19 protein-coding genes and 1 pseudogene are annotated in these 20909 nt (G+C 69.2%); 16 read left to right on the top strand and 4 right to left on the bottom strand.

Annotated elements, in window-relative coordinates:
- The first annotated feature begins 3 nt into the window (after positions 1-3).
- A complete protein-coding gene (gene smc / locus ACK4I0_RS03585) occupies positions 4-3441 on the top strand; it encodes a chromosome segregation protein SMC (RefSeq protein WP_409608069.1) in 3438 nt (1145 codons plus the stop codon).
- Positions 3438-3857, top strand: a complete 420-nt coding sequence (locus ACK4I0_RS03580; protein WP_409608067.1) for a hypothetical protein — start codon at positions 3438-3440, stop codon at positions 3855-3857. Before smc ends, ACK4I0_RS03580 begins: the two co-directional genes overlap by 4 nt.
- On the opposite strand, the gene ACK4I0_RS03575 is transcribed toward ACK4I0_RS03580, so the two are convergent.
- Positions 3854-4963 carry a mechanosensitive ion channel family protein gene (locus ACK4I0_RS03575; protein WP_409608065.1) on the bottom strand — a complete coding sequence of 370 codons (1110 nt, stop codon included), beginning with the start codon at positions 4961-4963 and terminating at the stop codon, positions 3854-3856. The two genes, ACK4I0_RS03580 and ACK4I0_RS03575, sit on opposite strands and share 4 nt — an antisense overlap.
- A gap of 98 nt (positions 4964-5061) precedes the next feature.
- On the opposite strand from ACK4I0_RS03575, the gene ACK4I0_RS03570 reads away from it, so the two are divergent.
- From ACK4I0_RS03570 to ACK4I0_RS03555, 4 genes are all read left to right on the top strand, one after another.
- A complete protein-coding gene (locus ACK4I0_RS03570) occupies positions 5062-5574 on the top strand; it encodes a hypothetical protein (RefSeq protein WP_409608063.1) in 513 nt (170 codons plus the stop codon).
- Between the two features lie 7 nt (positions 5575-5581).
- Positions 5582-7027, top strand: a complete 1446-nt coding sequence (locus ACK4I0_RS03565) for a putative 2OG-Fe(II) oxygenase (RefSeq protein ID WP_409608061.1) — start codon at positions 5582-5584, stop codon at positions 7025-7027.
- A gap of 97 nt (positions 7028-7124) precedes the next feature.
- Positions 7125-7856, top strand: coding sequence for a cytochrome c oxidase assembly protein (locus tag ACK4I0_RS03560; protein WP_409608059.1), 732 nt, complete (start codon positions 7125-7127; stop codon positions 7854-7856).
- Positions 7853-8587, top strand: a complete 735-nt coding sequence (locus tag ACK4I0_RS03555) for a cytochrome b (RefSeq protein WP_409608057.1) — start codon at positions 7853-7855, stop codon at positions 8585-8587. The genes ACK4I0_RS03560 and ACK4I0_RS03555 overlap by 4 nt, the downstream gene beginning before the upstream one ends.
- On the opposite strand, the pseudogene ACK4I0_RS03550 reads toward ACK4I0_RS03555, so the two are convergent.
- Positions 8580-9086: pseudogene (locus tag ACK4I0_RS03550) on the bottom strand (c-type cytochrome); the annotation flags it as partial. The gene ACK4I0_RS03555 and the pseudogene ACK4I0_RS03550 overlap by 8 nt on opposite strands.
- Positions 9087-9259: 173 nt before the next feature.
- On the opposite strand from ACK4I0_RS03550, the gene ACK4I0_RS03545 reads away from it, so the two are divergent.
- From ACK4I0_RS03545 to fba, 8 genes are all read left to right on the top strand, one after another.
- Entirely contained in the window at positions 9260-9649 is a 390-nt protein-coding gene (locus tag ACK4I0_RS03545) for a c-type cytochrome (protein WP_409608055.1), read from the top strand.
- Positions 9646-10620, top strand: coding sequence for a cytochrome c oxidase subunit II (coxB, locus tag ACK4I0_RS03540; RefSeq protein WP_409608053.1), 975 nt, complete (start codon positions 9646-9648; stop codon positions 10618-10620). The genes ACK4I0_RS03545 and coxB overlap by 4 nt, the downstream gene beginning before the upstream one ends.
- Positions 10617-13154 carry a cbb3-type cytochrome c oxidase subunit I gene (locus ACK4I0_RS03535; protein ID WP_409608051.1) on the top strand — a complete coding sequence of 846 codons (2538 nt, stop codon included), beginning with the start codon at positions 10617-10619 and terminating at the stop codon, positions 13152-13154. Before coxB ends, ACK4I0_RS03535 begins: the two co-directional genes overlap by 4 nt.
- A 1-nt stretch (position 13155) precedes the next feature.
- Positions 13156-13467: a hypothetical protein gene (locus ACK4I0_RS03530; RefSeq protein WP_409608049.1), complete on the top strand. Its 312-nt coding sequence runs from the start codon at positions 13156-13158 to the stop codon at positions 13465-13467.
- 102 nt (positions 13468-13569) lie between these two features.
- On the top strand, positions 13570-14577 hold the full coding sequence (gene gap, locus ACK4I0_RS03525; RefSeq protein WP_409608047.1) for a type I glyceraldehyde-3-phosphate dehydrogenase: 1008 nt from the start codon (positions 13570-13572) through the stop codon (positions 14575-14577).
- 1 nt (position 14578) lies between these two features.
- On the top strand, positions 14579-14878 hold the full coding sequence (locus ACK4I0_RS03520) for a hypothetical protein (RefSeq protein WP_409608045.1): 300 nt from the start codon (positions 14579-14581) through the stop codon (positions 14876-14878).
- Positions 14879-14883: 5 nt separating this feature from the next.
- On the top strand, positions 14884-16080 hold the full coding sequence (locus tag ACK4I0_RS03515) for a phosphoglycerate kinase (protein ID WP_409608043.1): 1197 nt from the start codon (positions 14884-14886) through the stop codon (positions 16078-16080).
- A gap of 81 nt (positions 16081-16161) precedes the next feature.
- Positions 16162-17247 (top strand): class II fructose-bisphosphate aldolase, encoded by a 1086-nt coding sequence (fba, locus tag ACK4I0_RS03510; protein WP_409608041.1) that lies wholly within the window; start codon positions 16162-16164, stop codon positions 17245-17247.
- Between the two features lie 21 nt (positions 17248-17268).
- Here fba and ACK4I0_RS03505 read toward each other — a convergent pair whose 3' ends face one another.
- Positions 17269-17895, bottom strand: coding sequence for a DUF2799 domain-containing protein (locus ACK4I0_RS03505; RefSeq protein WP_409608039.1), 627 nt, complete (start codon positions 17893-17895; stop codon positions 17269-17271).
- 50 nt (positions 17896-17945) lie between these two features.
- On the opposite strand from ACK4I0_RS03505, the gene ACK4I0_RS03500 reads away from it, so the two are divergent.
- Both ACK4I0_RS03500 and rpoH read left to right on the top strand, forming a co-directional pair.
- Positions 17946-18965 carry an RluA family pseudouridine synthase gene (locus ACK4I0_RS03500; protein ID WP_409608037.1) on the top strand — a complete coding sequence of 340 codons (1020 nt, stop codon included), beginning with the start codon at positions 17946-17948 and terminating at the stop codon, positions 18963-18965.
- 234 nt (positions 18966-19199) lie between these two features.
- Entirely contained in the window at positions 19200-20087 is an 888-nt protein-coding gene (gene rpoH, locus ACK4I0_RS03495) for an RNA polymerase sigma factor RpoH (RefSeq protein ID WP_409608035.1), read from the top strand.
- 12 nt (positions 20088-20099) lie between these two features.
- Here rpoH and ACK4I0_RS03490 read toward each other — a convergent pair whose 3' ends face one another.
- Positions 20100-20906, bottom strand: coding sequence for a PleD family two-component system response regulator (locus ACK4I0_RS03490; RefSeq protein WP_409608033.1), 807 nt, complete (start codon positions 20904-20906; stop codon positions 20100-20102).
- Positions 20907-20909: the final 3 nt, after the last annotated feature.

Here is a 20909-nt window from a genome sequence, read left to right as displayed (position 1 = left end):
GCGATGCAGTTCCAGCGCCTCAGGCTCGTCGGATTCAAGTCGTTCGTCGAACCGGCCGAGGTGCAGATCGAGCCGGGACTGACCGGCATTGTCGGCCCGAACGGCTGCGGCAAGTCCAATGTGCTGGAGAGCCTGCGCTGGGTCATGGGCGCCAACTCGGCCAAGGCCATGCGCGGCCAGGGCATGGACGACGTCATCTTCGCCGGCGCCTCGGGCCGCCCGCCGCGCAACCACGCCGAAGTCCAGCTGACCATCGACAATGCGCAGCGCCGCGCGCCCCAGCCCTTCACCGACAGTGCGGTGCTGGAGGTCTCGCGCCGCATCGACCGAGGCCAGGGCTCGACCTATCGGATCAACGGCAAGGAGGTGCGGGCGCGCGATGTGCAACTGCTGTTCGCCGACGCCTCGACCGGCGCGAACTCGCCCGCCCTGGTGCGCCAGGGTCAGATCAGCGAACTGATCGCCGCCAAGCCCCAAAACCGGCGTCGCATCCTTGAGGAAGCCGGCGGCGTCGCCGGCCTGCACACGCGTCGGCACGAGGCCGAGCTGCGCCTCAAGGCGGCCGAGACCAATCTGGAGCGGCTGGACGACATTGGGCGCGAGCTGGAAACGGCGTTGAACCGGCTGAAGCGCGAGGCGCGCCAGGCCGAGAAGTACAAGAAGATCTCGGCCGAGATCCGCGCCTTGCAGGCCGCGCTGCTCTACGTCCGCTGGAACGACGCGCGGGTCGCTGCCGAGGCCGCCGCCGGCGAGCTGCGCGAGGCCGACCGCGCGGTCGCCGAGACGACCACCGCCGCCGCCGCCGCACAGACGGCCGCCCTGACGGCGCAGGAAGGGCTGAAGCCGGCGCGCGAAGAGGATGCGGTCGCCACCGCTCTGCTGAACCGCGCGACCCTAGAACGCGACCGCCTCGACATGGCCGAACAGGCGGCCCGCGCCGAGGTCGAGCGCCTGAAGACCGAGGCCGCCCGCATCGCCGCCGATCAGGAGCGCGAGGGCCGCATGGCCGGCGACGCCCAGCGCGAGCTGGAGCGGTTGGACGGAGAACTGGCGCGCCTCAAGGCTGAAATCGCTGCGGCGCCTCAGCGCGGGCCTGAGCTCGAGACGGCGCTGTCCGCCGCAGAGGCGGCCCGCAAGGCGGCGGACGGAGAAGTTGAGCGAGTCGCCGGAACCCTGGCGGCGGCCGAGGCGCGCGCCAACGCCGAGACCGCGCGCCGCCGCGACGCCGAAGCCCGCCTGTCGCGTGTCCAGGCCCAGCACGATCAGGCGCGGCGTGAGCGCGAGGCCCTGGCTCCGCTCGAGACGCCCGAACTGGAGCCGGCCCGCCAGGCCCTGGAGGCCGCCCAAGCCGAGCTTGCGGCCGCTCGCGAGGCGGTGGAGGCGGCCGAGGCCGCGCGTGGCGACCTGGCCCGCGCCGAACAGGAAGCCCGAACAGAGGCCCGCGCCGCCGAAGACCGCCTGGGTCGGCTTCAGACCGAGGCGCGCGGCCTGGCCCAGCTGCTGGTCTCGGCCAAGCGCGACTATCCGCCGGCTCTGGACAAGGTTGCCGCGTCCAAGGGCTATGAAGCCGCCCTGGCCGCCGCTCTGGGCGACGACCTGGACGCCGCGCTGGACGCCCGCGCCCCGGTCCACTGGGCGGGCGCCCAGGCCGCGCCGCCGACCTGGCCGGCGGACGTCGAGCCGCTGTCGGACCACGTCCACGCCCCCGAGGCCCTGAGGGCGCGCCTGGCCCTGTGCGGCGTCGCCGACCGGGCGCGCGCGGCCGAACTGGCCGCCGACCTGCCCCCCGGCGCCCGCCTGGCGACGCGCGAGGGCGACCTGTACCGCTGGGACGGCTTCGTCAGCCGAGCGGAGGCCCCGCGCCCCGCCGCCGTCCGCCTGGCCCAGCGCACCCGGCTGACCGAACTGGAGGACGAAATCGACCGCGGCAAACCGGCGCTGGAGCAGGCGCAGGGTCGTCAGAAGGCCGCCGCAGAAGCCTTCCGCGCCGCCGAGGAGGCGGTGAAGACCGCCCGCCTCAAACCCTTCGCCGCCGACAAGGCCCTGACCGGCGCGCGCGATCGCGTCGAGGCCCTGAGCCGCGAACAGACCCGCCGGGAAGCCCGCGCCCAGGCCCTGGACGAAACCGTCGCCCGCCTCGGGGTCGAGGTCGACGAGGCCCGCACCGCGCTCGAGGCGGCCCAGAGCGTCGACACGCCGTCCGAAACCCTGATCGAGCTGAAGGGCGAGCTGTCCGCCGCCCGCGCCGGGGCCGACGCCGCGCGCCAGGCCGCCCAGACGGCGCGGTCCCAGCGTGACGAGGAGGCCCGCGATCGCGCCGGCCGTGAGCAGCGCCTGGGCGCCCTGACCCGCGCGCAGGAGGGCTGGACATCGCGCGCCAAGGACAGCGCCCAGCGCGTCGCCGCGCTTGAGAAGGACGCCGACAAGACCGCCGCCCTGCTGGCCCAGGCCCAGGTCGCGCCGCAGGGCTTCGCCGAACAGCGTGGGCGGCTGATGGACTCTCTGCTGGCCGCCGAGGCGCGCAAGCAGGCGGCGTCGGACGCCGTCGCTTTGGCCGAAGCGGCCGCGACCGAGGCCGACCGCGCCGCGCGCGCCTCCGACGCCGCCGCATCCCAGGCGCGCGAGGCCCGCGCCGGCCTGGCCGCCCGCGCCGAGGCGGCGGCCGAGAAGCTGTCGGACGCCGAGACCACGGTGCGCGAAACGGCGCAGATGTCGCCGCAGGAACTGGGTCAGAAGCTGACCGACGACGCCATTGCCCGACCGCCGGACGCGGCGGGCGCCGAAAGCCTGCTGTACGGGCTGGAGCGCGAACGCGAGGCCCTGGGCGCGGTCAATCTGCGCGCCGAGGACGAGGCGGCCGAGTACGGCGAGCGGCTGAACAGCATGAAGTCCGAGCGCATCGACCTGACCCAGGCGATCGCCAAGCTGCGGGACGGCATCGACGAGCTGAACGCCGAGGGCCGAGAGCGGCTGGTCGCCGCCTTCGACATCATCAACGCCAACTTCAAGGCTCTGTTCGAGGCCCTCTTCGGTGGCGGACAGGCCGAGTTGAAGCTGGTCGAGAGCGACGATCCGCTGGAGGCGGGCCTGGAGATCTACGCCTGCCCGCCGGGCAAGCGGCTGTCGGTCATGAGCCTGATGAGCGGCGGCGAGCAGGCGCTGACGGCGGCGGCCCTGATCTTCGGCGTCTTCCTGGCCAATCCTGCGCCCGTCTGCGTGCTGGACGAGGTTGATGCGCCGCTGGACGACGCCAACGTCGACCGCTTCTGCCGCATGCTGGACGAGATGAGAAAGCGCACCGACACCCGCTTCATCGTCATCACCCACAACCCGGTGACCATGAGCCGGATGGACCGCCTGTACGGCGTCACCATGCCCGAACGGGGCATGAGCCAGCTGGTCAGCGTCGATCTCAACCAGGCCGAGACCTTGGTCGCATGATTGCTCTGGCCCTGATTCTGCTGGCCGGCGAGCCGCGCCTCGTGGAGAGCGGCGTCGGCCGTTTCGCTCACTACGCCGATGTGGCCTCCATCGAACGCAAGGGCGATCAGGCCCGCATGCGCGCGCTGCAGGTCGCCGAGACCGGCTTCAGCGTGGGCGAGGTCGTCTACGTCGGCGGCTGGTCGTGGTGGGCATTCGACTGCGCGGCCGAGACCGCCGACCGCCTGGACTTCGCCTCACTGCGCGCCGACGGCGTCGAAGGCCCAGCCACGCCGGACACCGCGCCGCCTTACCCCGCCGCGCCGGGCGGCGACGCGGCCGAGCTGATGGCGCTGGCCTGCGCCACACCCCAGCCAGTCGAGACACTGACGCTGGACCAGGCGATCCGGCGCGGACAGACGGCGCTTTCGGACTAGGGCGTCAACGGCTGGGCGTTTCGCTCCAGATCGAACCGGTCGCGCGGCAGGGCTTCGCGGCATTGGTCGCGCATGAAGGCCAGCATCTGTTCGCGTATCTCGCAGCGCAGATCGAAGGCCGTCGGCGCGTTGCGGGCGCTGGCCAGGCACCGGACCTGGGCGGTGCGTTCGGTGATGTCGGTCACCTGCAGACTCAGCACGTCGCCATCCCACAGCGGATTGGCCTGAACGATGCGTTCAAGCTCGGTGCGCAGCCGGTCCATGGGCGCCTCATAGTCAACGTACAGGAAGACCACGCCGATCAGGCTGGAGTTCTCGCGCGTCCAATTCTGAAACGGCTTCTGGATGAAGTAGGTCAGCGGCAGGATCATGCGCCGCCAGTCCCATAGCTTGACCACCACATAGGTCGAGGTGATCTCCTCGACGCGGCCCCACTCTCCTTCCACGATCACGGCGTCGTCGATGCGGATCGGCTGGGCCGTGGCGATCTGGATGCCGGCGATCATGTTGGTGAAGAAGGGCTGCAGCGCGATGCCGGCGATGATCCCGACGACCCCCGCCGAGGCCAGCAGCGACAGGCCCCACTGACGAACGGCCCCGATGGTCATCAGCGCCAGGCCCAGCGTGATCAGGCCGATGACGATGGCGGCGACACGCTGAAGGATCCGGGCTTGGGTGACGTGCTTGCGCGCCACCAGATTGTCCTCGGTCTCCATGTTGAAGCGGCGCAGATAGACCACCGCCCACATGTCCACGGCGCCGATCAGCATCCAGCCGACGGTCAGGATGAAGGCGAACAGCAGGGTCTGGCGGATGAACAGCGACGGCTCGGGGTGCAGCGGCGACACCGTGACGGCGAGCGCCAGGGCCACGATCATCACCGCGATCCGCACCTTCAGCCGCGCCCGACCCACGACGCCGCGCCAGAACAGGTCTCGCTTGCGCACGATCCAGGTCAGCAGGGCGAAGACGATCTGGTTGGCGGCCCAGCCGATGAAGACGAAGACCGCCACGATGACCGAGATCACCGCCCATTCCGGCAGCCAGTGGAACTGTCGCCACAAGGCGAAGACCTGACGGGTCATGTCTGTCACGAACTCGGGCATGGCCCGTATCTAGAATCGGATGAGCCCGGTGGCCAGTCGAGGCTTTGCGCACCGGTCGGGACGCGGCATGATCGGTCGTTGACGGAGAGCGGACGATCATGCGCCTGGCCACCCTGACGATCCTCGCCGCCCTGACGGCGACAGGCGCATCAGCGCAGGACCGCACCACGCCTGAAGCTCTGTCGGCGCTGCGCGCCTGCCGCGCCGTCGATGGAGACGCCGCGCGCCTGGCCTGTTTCGATCAGGCCGCCCGAGCGCTCGACGAAGGCGAGGCCCGAGGCGACCTCGTGGTGGTGGACCGCAGCGAGATTCAGGACACGCGCCGGGGATTGTTCGGCCTGGACGTGCCGAACGTGCGCCTGCTGGAACGCTTCGGCGGCCAGACGCAAGTCGATGCGATCGAGACGACCCTGGCCCGCGCCTATCAGGCGTCGCGCGGGGAATGGGTGTTCGAACTGGACGACGGCTCGGTCTGGCGGCAGGTCGATACGGAGCGCCTGACCGCGCGCGCCGCCCCCGGCGCGGCGGTGCGGATTCGACGCGCCGCCATGGGCAGCTATTTCATCAACGTAGCCGACGCCCGCGCCCTGCGCGCGCGGCGGGACCGGTGAGGCGGGTTTGAGCCAGGCGGGCGGTGAGGCCGAGGCGCGCCACGCGCTGAGACAGGGCCGCGCGGACGTGGCGCTGGAGTTGATAGGTCAGGCCCTGACGCCGGCCGCGTTGAAGCTGAAGGCGGCGGCCCTGCGGGCGCTGGGACGGGACGACGAGGCTTTGGCGCCTTTGATCAGGGCGCTCGAGATCGAACCGGGCAACGCCGTCACCGGCCACAATCTGGCGGCGGTTCTTGGCGACCTTGGGCGTCATGCGGACGCCGTCACGGCCGCGCGTCAGGCCATCGCCGACGGCGGACAGGCCCCCGAGACGCGTCTGGTGCTCGCCCGAGCCTTGATCGCGACCGGTGATTTCGACGGCGCGCTGTCAGCCCTCGACGCCGCCCTCGCGGCGCGGCCAGACTATGCAGACGCACACCGCGATCGGGCTCAACTGATCTGGATGACAACCGGCGACGCGGACCGCGCCCTGGCGGCTCTGACCGAGATGCGTCCCCTGCCCGCTCATCTGGCCGTAATCGCCGCGCGGATCACGGGCGACATGCAGGGGCCCCAGGCGGGACATCGACGGCTTCTGACCGAAACCAGCGCGCAAGAGCCCATAACGGCGCTGGTGGCGTCGGACTTGGCGGCCGCATTTGATCCCGAGCAAGCCCTGGCCCACGCCCTGACAGCCAGGCGTGCAGCGCCGGACCACCCCATCGTCCTGATGGCCGAGGCGACCGCCCGGCTAGGCCTGGGCCATGCCGCAGAGGCGCTTGCCCTGCTTGAAGCCGCCCTGGCCCACACCCCGCATGACCAGCACGCCTTGGCGCTGCGCCAGACCGCCTTGCGCCTGCAGGCCGGCGAAGACGCCACCCAAGGCTTGGCTCTCGCGCAGGACATCGATACGCCGCAAGGCTGGGCGTCCCGGGAGGCCTTTCTCGCCGATCTGGCTGTGGCGCTGAAGCGGCTGCACGGGTTCCGGGCCGAGCCCTTCGGCCAGTCGATACGCGGCGGCGCGCAGAGCGCCATCGATCCGCGCCACGCCGGCGACCCCGCAATCGACGCCGCGTTCCGCGCCTTCACGCCGCTGATCGACGCCTATGTCGCCCGGATGCGGCCCGACGAACCAATGGGCGCGCGGCGCGCCGGGGGATGGCGGATCATCGGGGCCTGGTCGGTGCTGCTGGCGGCGGGCGGGCGACACATAGATCATGTGCATTCCCAGGGCTGGGTGTCTTCGGCCTTCTATGTCGAGACGCCGGCGCCGGAAGGCGCGCCGCGCGCGGGCTGGCTGCGTCTGGGCAAGCCCGGCGTGCTGACGCGGCCCACGCTGGAGCCCAGCGACTGGATCGAGCCTAAGCCGGGCCGGCTGGCGCTTTTCCCCTCCTATCTTTGGCACGGGACCGAGCCGTTTTCGGGCAAGGGCCGACGGTTGAGCATCGCCTTCGACCTCCAGCCGACGCCGTGAAGGCGCCGACTTCGGAACTAGGCGGCTTCCGGGGGATTTGCATGGCCAGTGCGAGAATTTGCGGCCGCCGCGCGTCTCGGGGGAGACTGACCCAGCGATGAACACCTGGACGCCATACTGCGGCAGTGCGCCAGACCCGGCTGGGATCTGGAGCCGGTGGAACGGCGATCCCGTTCTGCTGATCGGCCTGGCCCTGCTTGGGGCGGCCCTGGCGTTCGGGCTGCGCGGCGTAGGCTGGAAGCGTCAGGCCGCCGCCGCCCTGGCCGTCGTCGCCCTGTTCGTCAGCTTCGTCTCGCCCTTATGCGCGCTCAGCTCGGCGCTGTTCACCGCCCGCACCCTGCATCACCTGTTGCTGATGCTGGTCGCCGCGCCGCTGCTGGCGCTAGCCCTTCCGCGCGTGGCCAAGCCGAGGCTGTGGACGACGGTCCTGTTGCAGACAGCGGTGCTGTGGGCCTGGCATGCGCCGGCGGCCTATGGCTGGGCGCTGTCGAACGACGGGGCCTACTGGCTGATGCAGGCCAGCATTCTGGGCGCGGCCCTGGCCTTCTGGGCCAGCGTGCGCGCGAGCCGCGCGCCGGCGGGCGTCGCCGCGCTCCTGGTGGCCATGGTGCAGATGGGGTTGCTGGGCGCGATCATCACCTTCGCAGTCGATCCGCTCTACGCCCCGCACTTCGCCTCGACACTGGCCTGGAGCCTGACCCCGCTCGAGGATCAGCAAGCAGCCGGCCTGATCATGTGGGCCCCGGCAGCGGCGGCCTATCTGGCGGCGGCGCTGGTCGTGCTCGGACGCATGCTGGGGCCGGACGCGCCGCGGACCCGCACGGCATGATCGACCGTCTTATCGGCAATATTCTGGAGTGGGCCGCAGGGCACCACGACAAGGGCCGCTATTCGCCCATCGGCGTCGCCTTCCACTGGACCATGGCGGTGCTGGTGGTGTTCCAGCTGGTCTGGGGCTGGCGCATGGGTCGGCTGCCGGTCGGCGGCGACAAGCTGGCGGCCTATGACGTGCATATCGGCGTGGGCGTGCTGATGCTGCTCCTGGTGATCGGTCGGCTGTCCTGGCGGCTGCTGGCGCCGCCCAGCATCAACGACGCCGACAAGCCGGGCTGGGAAAGCGTGGCGGCCAGCATCACCCACTATGTCTTCTACATCTGCCTGTTCGGCCTGCCGATCACCGGCTGGTTCATGATCTCGGCGACCGCGCCTCAGCAGGGGCTGACGGTGGCGGGCCTGCTGCCCTGGCCCGTCATTCCCATGGCGGATATGTCAAACCCCGCGCGCTGGCGCGTCGAGGCGGTGGCGGAGTGGATGCATGGCGCGCTGATCGTCAGCCTGCTGCTGCTCATCCCCATCCACGTCGGGGCGGCGGTCAAGCATCACTTCATTGATCGGGACGACGTACTGCACTGGATGCTGCCGGTTGTTCCGCAATTGCCGCGGCGACGGACGAAGTGGCAGCGCCGCTACCGGGCGGTCGAGAAGCGGGCGAAGTCTCTAGCCAGGCGGCTATGGCTTGGATTTCTGCGGCTGACAGGTTTGCGACGGCGGCCCGCATGACGCCGCGCGGATCGTTGCGGCGCCCGCCGGTGCGCCAGCGTTCGATCTGCTCCATCGTATAGGCGCGCGGCTGGCCCGAAATCGCCGGTCCGCCCGGGCCGGCGCCCTGGCCTTGGTCGCCATGACACACTGCGCACGGCTGAATGCCCCGCGACGGATCGCCGCTGAGATAGACCACCGGCGTTGGCAGGGTCGAAGCCGTCGAGGCCGGCGCGGGCCGGCTGGCGTACCAGGCGGCGACGGCCCGACGATCGGCCTGGCTGAGGCCGCGCGCGACGGGCCCCATGACGTCGTCGCCGCGCACGCCCGAGGCGTAGTCCTCCATCTGCTTTTGCAGATAGCCGACATCCAGTCCGGCCAGGCGGGGCGCGGCCACGCCGTCGCCCTGGCCCTCCATGCCGTGGCAGGTGAAGCAGGCGTTGGCCGCCCCGCCGTCGCCGCCGCTCAACGCCACCAGACGGCCGGTCGCCGTCAGCGCCTCGCCCGTCTCATTGGTCATGGGATGGCAGGCCGACAGGCCCGCCACGGCTGCGGTCGAAAGCCAGACGGCGATGATGGGAGAAGCGCGCACGCGGCATCGAACGGGGGCTGACGGTCAAGGTTCCGCCGTTTTCCACGGAACCGCGACGCTTCGGCGGGATTGTCCTGCCTTGAAGGGACAGCCGGGGTGGAATGGACCGTCGATCGCCTGCAACCGCAGTCTGGCCTGCATGGCTCATCGTCGTGGCGACGTTGAGCCTGAGCGCCTGCGCCGAAAAGGACCCGCCGCGCGTCATCAGCGGGGCCGACGCCGCGCGCGGCCTGGTCATCGCCGAGCGCATCGGCTGCGCCGCCTGCCATGAGACGCCTGGGGTCAGTTGGCCCTCGGGCCGGGTCGGCGGAACCCTGGCCGGCTTTGGCGAGCGGCCCATGATCGCCGGCCGCTTCCCCAACCAGCCCGACACTCTGGTTCAGTGGCTGCGCGACGCGCCGTCGCTGGATCCCTCGACCGGAATGCCCGCCCTGCCCCTGACCGAAGCCGAAGCCCGCGACGTCGCGGCCTATCTGTACACGCTGAGATGACCGCACAGACTTCAACTGGATCTTCGGCGCCGCCTGGAATCGCCGGCTGGCCGCCCCCCGCCCTGGACCCCGCCGGCCCCTACGCCGGCGCGATCAACCTGGTCAGCTGGGTGCTGTTCGCCATGGGCGCGATCGTGCTCGTGGTCGTCGTCATCGCGCTGGGCCTTGCCCTGTTCGGTCCGCGCAAATGGCGCGCGCGGCTGGGCGGCGAGAAGATCATCTGGGCCGGCGGCCTGGCCTTTCCGATCGTCGTGCTCAGCGGCCTGCTGCTCTACGGCCTGGCGGTGACATCCAAGGTCGCCTCCGAGCCCCTGCCCGGCGAGATGCGCGTGCGCGTCACCGGCGAGATGTGGTGGTTCCGCGTGGCCTATCTGGACGACCAGGGCCGCGAGGTGATCCAGGACGCCAACGAGATTCATATTCCCGTCGGAGAGCCCGTCGCCTTCGAGCTGGAATCTGCCGATGTGATCCACAGCTTCTGGGTTCCGCGTCTGGGCGGCAAGCTGGACATGATCCCGGGCCGTCGCAATGTGCTGCGCCTCCAGGCCGACCAGCCCGGCGTCTATGGCGGGCAGTGCGCGGAATACTGCGGCGGGCCGCACGCCCTGATGGGCCTGGTGGTCGTGGCCCACGAACCGGCCGATTTCGAAGCTTGGCGCGCGCGCCGGCTGCTGCCCGCCCCGACCGCCGCCCTCGCCTCGCGCGGCGCCCAGGTGTTCGACGCCAACGGCTGCGGCGCCTGCCACACGGTGGCCGGCACGACCTTCAACGGCCTGGCCGGGCCCGACCTGAGCCACGTCGGCGCGCGGCGCACCATCGGCGCCGGCATCATGCCCAATAACCAGGGCACGCTGGCGGGCTGGATCGCCGACAGCCAGGCCATCAAGCCGGGCAACCGCATGCCTTCCTATCCGGTGCTGACCGGCCAGGACCTGCGTGAAGTCACCGCCTATCTGGACAGCCTGAAATGAGTTCGGAGAGCGGCTTCGATCCCAAGCTCTACGATCGTTTTCCGACCGAAGGCCCGCGCCCGCGCGGCGAGAAGAAGGCGCTTGAAGACGTCTGGTGCGGGCCCAAAGGCTGGCAGTGGCTGACGGTCATCAACAACAACTACATCGGCGTCTATTACGTTGGCGCGGCCATGCTGTTCTTCGTGCTGGCCGGGGTGCTGGCCCTGGCCATGCGCACCCAGCTGGCCCTGCCGATGGTCGGCTTCCTGCCGCAGGAGACCTACAACCAGTTCTTCACCATGCACGGCACGGTGATGATGTTCCTGTTCGCCGTTCCGGCCGTCGAGGCGCTGGCGGTAACCATCCTGCCCCAGATGCTGGGGGCCCGAGACCTGCCCTTCCCCCGGCTCAGCGCCTACGCCTTCTGGGCCTATCTGGTGGGCGGCCTGTGCTTCTTCGCCTCGCTGTTCTTCGGCCTGGCGCCAGACGGCGGCTGGTTCATGTATCCGCCGCTGACCAGCATGACCTATTCGCCGGGAATCAACGCCGATTTCTGGCTGCTGGGCATCGGCTTCATCGAAATCTCGGCCATCGCCGGCGCCATCGAGATCATCGTCGGCGTGCTCAAGACCCGCGCGCCCGGCATGACCCTGGACAAGCTGCCGATCTTCGCCTGGGCGTGCCTGATCTTCGCGGTGATGATCATCATCGCCTTCCCATCGGTGATCCTGGCGACCCTGCTGCTGGAGCTGGAGCGCGCGTTCGGCTGGCCCTTCTTCGACCCGATCCTGGGCGGCGATCCGATGCTGTGGCAGCACCTGTTTTGGTTCTTCGGCCACCCCGAGGTCTACATCATCTTCCTGCCGGCGGCCGGCGCCATGTCAACCATCATCCCGGCGCTCGCGAAGACGCCGCTGGTCGGCTACCGCATGGTCGTGCTGGCCATGATCGCCACGGGCTTCATCAGCTTCGGCGTCTGGTCGCACCACATGTTCACGACCGGCATGCCGACCATGTCGATCAGCATCTTCTCCGCCGCCTCCATGGCCGTCAGCATACCGGCGGGGGTGCAGGTCTTCGCCTGGATCGCGACTGTTGCGTCCGGCAAGATGCCCAACAACACCCCCAGTCTGTTCGTCATCGGCGCCCTGATCATCTTCGTCATGGGCGGCCTGACCGGCGTCATGGTCGCCATGGTGCCGTTCGACTGGCAGGCGCACGACAGCTACTTCATCGTCGCCCACCTGCACTACGTTCTGATCGGCGGCATGGTCTTCCCGCTGTTCGCGGCGATCTACTATTGGCTGCCGGCGCTCAGCAGCCGACCGCTCAGCGAACGGATGGGCAAGTGGATCTTCTGGCTGATGTTCATCGGCCACAACGTGACCTTCCTGCCCATGCACCTGACCGGGCTGATGGGGATGCCCAGGCGGGTCTACACCTATCTGCCCGAGCGGGGCTGGGACCTGCCCAACTTCATCTCGTCGGTGGGCTCCTTCATCTTCGGCTTGGCGGTGCTGCTGTGGGTCATCGACATGATCCGCAACTTCCGGCCCTTCGCCGGCAAGGAGGCGGGCAACATCTACGGCGGGCCGGGGCTGGAATGGCTGCGCGGCGGCCTGTTCTCGATCCGCTCGGTGCCGGTCGTGAAGAGCCTGTATCCCCTGTGGGACCAGAAGAACCTGCAGAAGGACGTCGACGCCGGGCGCTACTTCATTCCCGGCACGGTCACGGGCGAGCGCGAGACCCTGGTCACCACCGCCATCAACGCCGAGCCGATCCAGCTGATGCGCCTGCCGCGCCCCAGCGGCTGGCACGTCTGGGCCGCCCTGTTCACCGCCGCCTTCTTCCTGATCCTGGTGATCCAGGCCTACGCCGTCGCGGCCGTCTGCGGCGTGGCGGCCGTCTACTGCATCGTCATGTGGTGCTGGAAACTGGACCGCCCCCACGAGTTCGACATGGCCGACATCGGCGCCGGCGTCATGGTTCCGACCTACGCCAGCGGCACGGCCAGCCACGGCTGGTGGGCCATGTCGATCACCCTGATCGTCGCCGGCATGGTCACGGTGATGACCGCCTTCTCCTACGTCTTCCTGTGGAGCGGCCGGCCTGAGACCTGGGCCCCGCCGCCCGAGATGTTGACGTTGCTGGGCGTGTTGGCGCTGGACGCGCTGGCGGTCTTGCTGCTCTGGACCTCGGTCGGGATGCTGAAGGCCGACTGGCCGCGCAGCCCCATGATCTGGGCCGTCCTGGCCTCGCTGGGTGCGATCGCCGTGGTCGCCGCCTGGGGCCTGGACCTGACGACGTGGCGCGGCACGGGCCTGATGCCGCAGCACTCGGGCCAGGGCGCGACGGTCTACGCCTTCCTGGCCTGGCAGGGGATGTTCGTGCTGACCGCCGCCATCATGGCCCTGTATGCGCCCGCCCGCTGGCTGGCCGGCCACGCCAGCGCCAAGCGCCCGGCCACGGCCGAGCTGATGGCCCTGTTCCTGACCTACGCCGCCGGCCAGAGCGCCTTCGCCGCCCTGCTGACGCGCCTTTTCCCGGGGGGCTGAGGTGCGGCGCTGGATCTGGATGATGAGCGGCTGGATCGTCTGGACGGTCCACTTCGTCGGCATCTACGCCATCGCCAGCATCGGCGAGGTGGTCAGCCGCGCGGCCGACCCGCTGTGGCGCATGATCGGCCTGGGGTTCAGCATCCTGTGCCTGCTGGCGGCCCTGGTCCTGCTGGCGGCGGGCTGGCGCGTGCTGAACCGGCAGCGCGAGGGCGAGACCCGGCGCTTCGGCGATCAGCTGGCCATGCTGGGCGCCGGTCTGGCGGCCGTGGCCATCGTCTGGCAGGCCGCCCCGACCCTGATCGGCTATTGAGCGTTACAGCAGATCACAGCTTGTTACAGGCGCGGGGTTGAAACCTCGGCCTCAGGGTTCCATTGAAGCGCCAACGAAAACGCCCTTCCAGGAGACCGCCCCATGACCGTTCGCGTCGCCATCAATGGTTTCGGCCGCATCGGCCGCCTCGTCCTGCGCTCCATCGTCGAGCACGGCCGTCGCGACATCGAGGTGGTGGCGATCAACGACCTGGGGCCGGTGTCCACCAACGCCCACCTGCTGAAGTACGACTCGGTCCACGGCCGTTTCCCCGGCACGGTCGAGCACGGCGAGGACTGGATCGACGTCGGCCTGGGCAAGATCAAGGTCACCGCCGAGCGCGATCCGGCCAACCTGCCGCACAAGGATCTGAACGTCGACATCGCGTTCGAGTGCACCGGCATCTTCACCTCCAAGGACAAGGCCAGCGCCCACCTGAAGGCCGGCGCCAAGCGCGTCCTGGTCTCGGCGCCCGCCGACGGCGCGGACAAGACCATCGTCTTCAAGGTCAACCACGAAACCCTGACCGCCGACGACATCGTCGTCTCGAACGGCAGCTGCACCACCAACGCCCTGGCGCCCGTCGCAAAGGTGCTGAACGACCTGTTCGGCATCGAGCGCGGCTACATGACCACCATCCACGCCTACACCGGCGACCAGCCGACGCTGGATACGATGCACAAGGATCTGTACCGCGGCCGCGCCGCCGCCTTGTCGATGATCCCGACCTCGACCGGCGCCGCCAAGGCCTTGGGCCTGGTCTTGCCGGAACTGAAGGGCAAGCTGGACGGCTCCTCGATCCGCGTGCCCACGCCCAACGTCTCGTGCGTCGACCTCAAGGTCGTGGCCGGCCGCGAGGTGACGGTCGAAGAGATCAACGCCGCGCTTCAGGCCGCCGCCGACGGCCCGATGAAGGGCGTGCTGGCGGTCACCACCGACCCGGTCGTCTCCATCGACCTGAACCACATCGCCGCCTCCTCCACCGCCGCCCTGCCCCAGACCCAGGTCGTCGACGGCAAGCTGGCTCGCGTCCTCAGCTGGTACGACAACGAGTGGGGCTTCGCGACGCGCATGAGCGACACCGCGCTGGTGATGGCGAAGTTCTTGTAGAATGCTTCTGGCGGGCCGCATATTTGGTCTGCTTGTTCTCGCGGCGGCCGGCCTGGTGGTCGGTCGCCTATACGACGCAGAAGCTGCCCAATGGCTCGCGACTATCTGGCTGCCTCTAAGCTCCGCCGCTGCGCTTTCGCTGGTCTTCATCAATGCTCGGCCCGTGGACCATGCGCGTTCGCGATACGAGTCCCCTCAAATCGCCCTGTCCGGCGGAAGAATTTTCATCGGCGTCGTTGCGGCTACATCGGCCGTCACGGCGTCCTTCTTCCTGCTGAGCGTCGGCATCATGACTCGGTAGACTCCATGACCTTCCGCACCCTCGACGACGCCGGCGACATCTCGGGCCAGACCGCCCTGGTGCGCGTGGACTTCAACGTGCCGATGGAGAGTGGAAAGGTCACCGACGACACCCGCCTGCGCGCGGCCCTGCCGACCATCCAGCGGCTGCGTGACGCTGGCGCCAAGGTGGCGCTTCTGGCGCACTTCGACCGGCCCAAGGGCGAGCGCGTGCCCGCCATGAGCCTGAAGCCTGTCGTGGCCGATCTGGAGACCCTGCTGGGCGCGCCGGTGCGCTTCGCCGACGACTGCGTGGGCGAAGCCGCGAAAACGGCCATCGCCGATCTGGACGCCGGCGGCGTTGTGCTTCTGGAGAACGTGCGTTTCCATAAGGGCGAGGAGAAAAACGACCCCGCCTTCGCGCAGCAGCTGGCCGACCTGGGGGACCTCTACGTCAACGACGCCTTCTCGGCCGCCCACCGCGCCCACGCCTCGACCGAGGGCCTGGCGCGTCTGCTTCCCGCCTATGCCGGCGAGGCCATGCGGCGCGAGCTTGAAGCGCTGGACGTGGCGCTGGGCAATCCGGTCAAGCCGGTGCTGGGCATCGTCGGCGGGGCGAAGGTCTCGACCAAGCTGGACCTGCTGAAGAACTTGGTCGGCCGGCTGGACCGCCTGGCCATCGGCGGCGGCATGGCCAACACCTTCCTGTTCGCGCAAGGCGTCGACATCGGCGGCTCGCTGGCCGAACGCGACATGGCCGACACGGCGCGCGAAATCCTGGCCGAGGCCGAGGCCAAGGGCTGCGAAATCCTGCTGCCGATCGACGTGGTGATCGCCACCGACGTCAAGCCGGGCGTCGGGACCCGCACCGTCCTGACCCGCGAAGAGATCGGCGACGACGAGAAGATCCTCGACGCCGGCCCGCTGACGGTCGAGAAGCTGATCAAGGCCATGGCCCTGTCCAAGACCCTGATCTGGAACGGCCCGCTGGGCGTGTTCGAGGTGCCGCCTTTCGACGCCGCCACCGTCAAGGCCGCCAAGGCCGCCGCGCTTCTGGCCAAGTCTGGCGCCCTGGTCGCCGTGGCGGGCGGCGGAGACACCGTCTCGGCTCTGAACCACGCCGACGTAGTGGACGACATGACCTTCGTCTCCACCGCCGGGGGCGCCTTCCTGGAGTGGATGGAGGGCAAGCCCCTCCCCGGCGTCGAGGCGCTCCAAGGCTGAGCCCAGCCTGTTACATTGCGTGACTTTTCGAGGCGCGCGCGTTAGACAACGGGCAAAATCAAAGGGCTCAGGAGACTACTCATGGCGCGCATCACGCTGCGGCAACTGCTCGATCACGCGGCCGAGGAAGGCTACGGCCTGCCCGCGTACAACATCAACAACATGGAGCAGGGCCTGGCGATCATGGAGGCGGCCGAGGCCGTCAATGCGCCGGTCATCATCCAGGCCTCGCGCGGCGCCCGCAGCTACGCCAACGACATCGTCCTGGCCAAGCTGATCGACGCCCTGGCCGAGCTGTATCCGCACATCCCGGTCTGCATGCACCAGGACCATGGCAACGGCCCGGCGACCTGCGCCACCGCCATCCAGTACGGCTTCACCTCGGTGATGATGGACGGCTCGCTGGAAGAGGACGCCAAGACCCCCGCCAGCTACGAGTACAACGTCGACGTCACCCGCCGCGTCACCCAGATGGCCCACGCCTGCGGCGTCTCGGTCGAGGGCGAACTGGGCGTGCTGGGCTCGCTGGAAACCGGCATGGGCGAGGCCGAGGACGGCCACGGCTTCGAGGGCAAGCTGGATCACTCGGCCCTGCTGACCGACCCCGACCAAGCGGTCGATTTCGTGCGCGCCACCAAGGTCGACGCCCTAGCGATCGCCATGGGCACCAGCCACGGCGCCTACAAGTTCAGCCGCCAGCCCGACGGCGAAGTGCTGGCCATGAACGTGATCGAGGAGATCCACCGCCGCCTGCCCGACACCCACCTGGTGATGCACGGCTCTTCATCCGTGCCGCAGGACCTTCAGGACATCATCAACCAGTACGGCGGCCAGATGCCCCAGACCTGGGGCGTGCCGGTCGAGGAAATCCAGCGCGGCATCAAGCACGGCGTGCGCAAGATCAACATCGACACCGACAACCGCATGGCCATGACCGGCGCGGTGCGCAAACTGCTGGCCGAAAAGCCCGGCGAGTTCGACCCCCGCGCCTGGCTCAAGCCCGCCAAGGAAGCCATGCGCAAGCTTTGCATCGAGCGCTATCAGCAGTTCGGCTGCGAAGGGCAGGCGTCCAAGATCCGGCCACTGTCCACCGCTCAGATGGCCAAGCGCTACGCCTCGGGCGAACTGGATCCCCACTTCGGCAAGGCCACCGCCCAGGCGGCCTAAGATCTGGCCGCCTGATCCCGCTCAGGCGGGGTATCGCCCGGAAAGCTCGAAGCGGACCCGGTCCGCTTCGTCTTCGGCCCAGTGCAGCGCGCGCTCGGCGTCTCGAGCGCGTCGCCGGGCGTCGCGCAGTTCCGCGCGCACATTTTCGATGCGGGAGCGGATCTGATCTTTTTCGGTGTCGGTCTTGCCGTCCTCGCCCAACTCGCGCTGCTTGGCCGCCAGCTTGTCGGCGCGGTCGTTGATCCAGGCGATGGCGCTGTCCAGGTCCGACCGCGCGGACTCCAGCGCGGACTCCGCAGCGTGCAGCCGAAGCCCATCCCGATAGGCGGGCAGGAAGGCGGACTCTTCTTCGGGGCGACACACCCCGTGGTAGCTCTCGCCTCGGCGGCCGGCGTCAAAGCCGCTCTCAAGCCGGCAGTAGCCGCGCAGGCCGTCCTCTCGGGCGGACTGATAAGGAAGCGCTTCGGGCGTGACGCCGTACTTCCCACAAGCCTTGGCGTGGGCGTCGAGCCGCGTCATGGGAAAGCCGCGCAGGCCGTCACGATAGCCCTGACCGCCCCAGTCGCCGGCCAGGCACTGATCCTCGTTCATGCTCGCGCATCCGCCCATCAGCAGCATCGCGCCGGCGCCCAGAAGCAGCGATTTCACCACGTCCCTCCCACAATCCCGCGCGGAGATTGCGCGCCGGGGGTCCCTGGATGCTAGATCATCCTGTGGATGATGAACCTTTGCTGACCGACGATATCTCGGCCCCGAACATCCTTGAAGCCCGCCTCGAAGCCCCGGCCGGGCGGCTGGACAAGGCGCTGGCCGAAATCTTTCCCGACCTGTCGCGGGCTCGTCTTCAGAACCTTCTGGCCTCGGGCGCCGTGACGCGGGACGGGGCTGCCGTTTCCGGCGGCTCCGCCAAGGCCCAGCCCGGCCTGTACACCATCGCCCTGCCCCCGATCGCGCCGGCCCTGCCCGCGCCCCAGGCCATCCCTTTGGTCGTGCTGTACGAAGATGACGACCTGATCGTCGTCGACAAGCCGGCCGGCATGGCCGCGCACCCGGCGCCCGGCACGCCTGACGGCACCTTGGTCAATGCGCTGCTGGCCCACTGCGGCGCCGGGTTGTCGGGCATCGGCGGCGTGGCGCGGCCCGGCATCGTGCATCGGCTGGACAAGGACACCTCCGGCGTCATGGTCGCCGCAAAGTCTGACCGCGCCCACGCCGGCCTCTCCGCCCTGTTCGCGACCCACGACATCGAGCGCACCTACATCGCCTTGACCCGCGGCGCGCCCAGCCCCGAGGCGGGCCGCATCCACACCCGCATCGGCCGCTCGTCGTCGGACCGCAAGAAGATGGCGGTGCTCAAGGCCGGGGGCCGCGAGGCGATCACCGACTACAATGTCCAGCAGGTCTTCGGCCGCCCCGCCAAGCCCGGCGGCGCGCCCATGGCGAGCCGGGTCGCCTGCACCCTGCACACCGGGCGCACACATCAGATCCGCGTGCATCTGGCCTCGGTCGGCGCGCCGATCCTGGGCGACCCGGTCTATGGCTCGGGCAGTCCCGCCCTTCCTGTCCGCGCCGCCATCGGTGAAGCTGGCCTGACGCGCCAGGCGCTGCACGCCGCCGTTCTGGGCTTCGTCCATCCGGTGACGGGCGAGACGCTGCGGTTCGAGACGAACCTGCCCCCCAACATGGCCGATCTGGAGCGCCGCCTGGCTGAGCTCTAGTCCGTTCTCAAAAAGGATGGACCTTGATAAGCAACAGCGACTGTGCTAGTAAATTGCTTAGCTGGACAGAAGGTGACGCGAGACGGCCACAATCTGTGCATCCTGTGACCATTCGCCTCTCGAAATCGGCGAAACCGATCACCAGATGTCCAGTTGAGGGGCGAGGGTCAGGCGCACATTCGGTGGCCGACCGAAACGTCCGCTCATTTCACGGGTCGGAGGGACCAGGGTCTAATGGCTGCCAACACCACGCTCACCATCATGTCGCCTGAACAGGGACTGTCGCGCTATCTGACGGAAATCCGTAAGTTTCCCATGCTGACCAAGGACGAAGAGTTCATGCTGGCCAAGCGCTGGTCTGAACATCAGGACGCCGAGAGCGCCCACCGTCTGGTCACGTCCCACCTGCGCCTCGTGGCCAAGATCGCCATGGGCTATCGCGGCTACGGCCTGCCGATCGGCGAAGTCATTTCCGAGGGCAACGTCGGCCTGATGCAGGCCGTCAAGAAATTCGATCCCGACAAGGGCTTCCGTCTGGCGACCTACGCCATGTGGTGGATCCGCGCCTCGATCCAGGAATACATCCTGCGCAGCTGGTCGCTCGTGAAGATGGGCACCACCGCCGCGCAGAAGAAGCTGTTCTTCAACCTGCGCAAGGCCAAGAGCCAGATCTCGGCCTTCGAGGAAGGCGACCTGCGTCCCGAGCACCTCGCCGCCATCGCCACCAAGCTGGGCGTGTCCGAGGAAGAGGTCACCAACATGAACCGCCGTCTCGGCGGCGACGCCTCGCTGAATGCGCCGCTGCGCGCCGACGGCGAAAGCGAGTGGCAGGACTGGCTGGCCGACGACACCGCCGTCAGCCAGGAGACCGCGCTGGCCGACAGCGAGGAGAAGTCGCTGCGCATGGGCCTGCTTCAGGAAGCGATGGAAGAGCTGACCGATCGCGAGAAGCACATCCTGACCGAACGTCGTCTCAAGGACGATCCGGTCACGCTGGAAGAGCTGGCCGGCCAGTACGGCGTCAGCCGCGAGCGCGTGCGTCAGATCGAGGTCCGCGCCTTCGAAAAGCTTCAGAAGGCCATGCGGGCGGCGGCGGAAGAGCGCAACCTGGTCGACGCCTGACTCGGGCTCGGCCTAGCCGGCCGCCCTCAGATCGGCGGCCGGATCGGCCAAGGCCAGCAGGGCGTTGATGGGCGCGACCAGACCGGCCTTGGTCGGCTGGCCCGCGCTCAGATACCCATCCAGTCCCGCCGCAGCCACCGCCAGACCGGCGTCGCCTGTCTTCTGCGCCAGGCCTTTCAGGGTCTCGGCCTGCTGCTTCACGGCTCGAACCGCCTGGGCCGGATCAGAGTCGAACTGGTTCAGGGCGGCGGCCAGAATCCGCAGCGCCTGGTCCTTGACCGCGCCGGGGCCGGCCTGCATCGCCGAGTTGTCGGCTCGCCGCTTGCGGGGGCCTGCGTATTCGCCGGAATTGAAGCGTCTGCGGTCGGGACCGACATAGCCCACCGCCTCCACCCACGGGCGCGGCTTCAGGGCGACATTCTCCACGCGCCGGAACAGGTCGGCGGCGGCGAACGGCTTTCTCAGAAACTCGTGCACCCCGGAATCGCGCGCGCCACGGATGGTGGAGACGGTCGCCTCGGCCGTCACCATAATGATGGGCATGCGCCGACAGCCCAGGCTGGATCGCCGGATCCGCCGCGCCAGATTCTCGCCGTCCAGACTGGGGCCGGTCCGCTCCATCAGCATCAGGCCCGGCTCGAAGTCGCGCGCCAGGTCGAACGCCCGCGCCTCGTCACCTTCCAGAAGCACTTCGCGCGCGCCGATGTTCTTCATCAGGTCCAGCATCAAGCGCGCCGATGCGGGCGTCGGGTCCACGACGATCACCCGCCGAACGGCGGGCTCGATACGCTGCAGGGTACGGGCGTCAACGGCGAACAAGGA

This window comes from Brevundimonas sp. (assembly GCF_046295775.1).
Taxonomy (GTDB): Bacteria; Pseudomonadota; Alphaproteobacteria; order Caulobacterales; family Caulobacteraceae; genus Brevundimonas.
This window is presented reverse-complemented; position numbering and strand designations above follow the sequence as displayed.